We start from the raw sequence: 1,577 nt of genomic DNA, 5'->3' as shown, positions 1-1,577 counted from the left end.
ATGTTTTAACTGATATTAAATATTCATTTATGTTCGAAAAGAATAATGAAGGTATATGGAAAATAATAAATATAGATTCTATATGGTAAAAGAGGAAGGTTCATTAAAGTGAACCTTCCTCTTTATTTTTATTTTCGTTTTGAAGAGTATTCCAGTACTCTAAAATTTCTGATGTAACGAGAGCGGCAATGTTTTTTTCTGAATTACTACCAGGGATAACGACAGAAACGGCAATTTGTGGATCTTCCGTAGGAGCATACGCAATGAAAAGAGAGTGATTTATCATTCTTGCTTGCTCATTTGGAAAACCTGTAATACCTGTTTTACCTGCGACGTCAAAGGGCAACTTTTTAATTTCCTCTATATTTTGACTCATCCCACCTTGCACGACACTCCAAAAGTTCATCGGGTAACGATTTGAACTTTCTAAAATGGGTTTAAACTTTTTGGTTTCCTTACCATCTTGACCAATAATCGCACTTACGATTTGAGGTTTATATTTGTCGCCTTTACTTGCCAAAGTTGCTGCATATTGAGCGAGTTGAAGAGGAGTATGCACTTCATTTCCTCCCCAAGAGGCATTTAATAAAGCTGAAATCCCATTTTCAAATTTATTAGATGGATGGAATTCATATTGTCCGTCTTCTTCAAAGGGTAAATCAATCCCAGTTTTAGAACGTAGGCCGAATTGCATTAAATAATCTGTCCATATATGTGCCACTTTTTCTATATTTCCATTATTTTGGTTGAATAAGGGCAGAGCTACTTTTGCTGTCATAAATGTGTTAGATGAATTAATGATAGCCTGCCTCGGTGTAATCTCCCCTGTTGGTGTTCCAGGCGCATTCGTAATGTTATTTTGATTATCATACTGAAAAGTACCTTTATCTAAATAAGTATCTTCTGGTTGGAAAAGCTTTTCATTTAATCCAATTAAAATAGTGAGTGGTTTTATAGTAGAAGCCATATTTACATAAGATTCACCATACTTTAATTTTTGAATTGCTTTATTTTGCGAAAGAGATTTAATGTTTTCTTTTCTAGAAGATACATGTGTATTTAATATATTTGGATTAAAAGCTACCGAGTTGGCCATAGTTAAAATTGCGCCAGTTTTTGCATCGCTCACTATAGCATAACCAGCTTTAGCATCGGGTGTTTTCTTAATTTGAGATCTTAATGCTTCTTCTGCTTTTTGCTGCAACTCAGAGTCTAAAGCTAGCCGTACATCTTTACCTATTTGTACTTTTTGAATGTCCCATAAGAACTTTTTATTATTCAATTTAAAAATAAGAGTTTTACCTGGTTTTCCTTTTAAATCATTTTCATATTGCAGCTCAATCCCGCTTTTTCCAACAGCCATATGCTTTGAATTAAGGTCATTTTCTACATACCCAATTACTTGTGAACCAATTTCGTGTTTAGGATAATATCGAATCCATTCATCTTTAATTATTACATTATTGGGTTTGTTTTTGTTTATGAATGCAAGTTCATTCTCAGTTATATGAGAGTATAACGGTATATCATTCATAGTCTGCTTTTTACAAGATTGTTGTAATTGAGATTTTATGTTC

1 protein-coding gene and 1 pseudogene are annotated in these 1,577 nt (G+C 33.1%); one reads left to right on the top strand and one right to left on the bottom strand.

The window, feature by feature from the left end:
• Positions 1-89: pseudogene (locus ABWK52_RS22875) on the top strand (SH3 domain-containing protein); the annotation flags it as partial.
• A 14-nt stretch (positions 90-103) separates the two neighbouring features.
• Here ABWK52_RS22875 and ABWK52_RS22870 read toward each other — a convergent pair.
• Positions 104-1,577: peptidoglycan D,D-transpeptidase FtsI family protein (locus ABWK52_RS22870; protein WP_353772153.1), on the bottom strand; the 1,474-nt coding region annotated here is incomplete at its 5' end.

The sequence above is a fragment of the Bacillus sp. AP50 genome, assembly GCF_040492675.1.
In the GTDB taxonomy this organism is placed as follows: Bacteria; Bacillota; Bacilli; order Bacillales; family Bacillaceae_G; genus Bacillus_A; species Bacillus_A cereus.
This window is presented reverse-complemented; position numbering and strand designations above follow the sequence as displayed.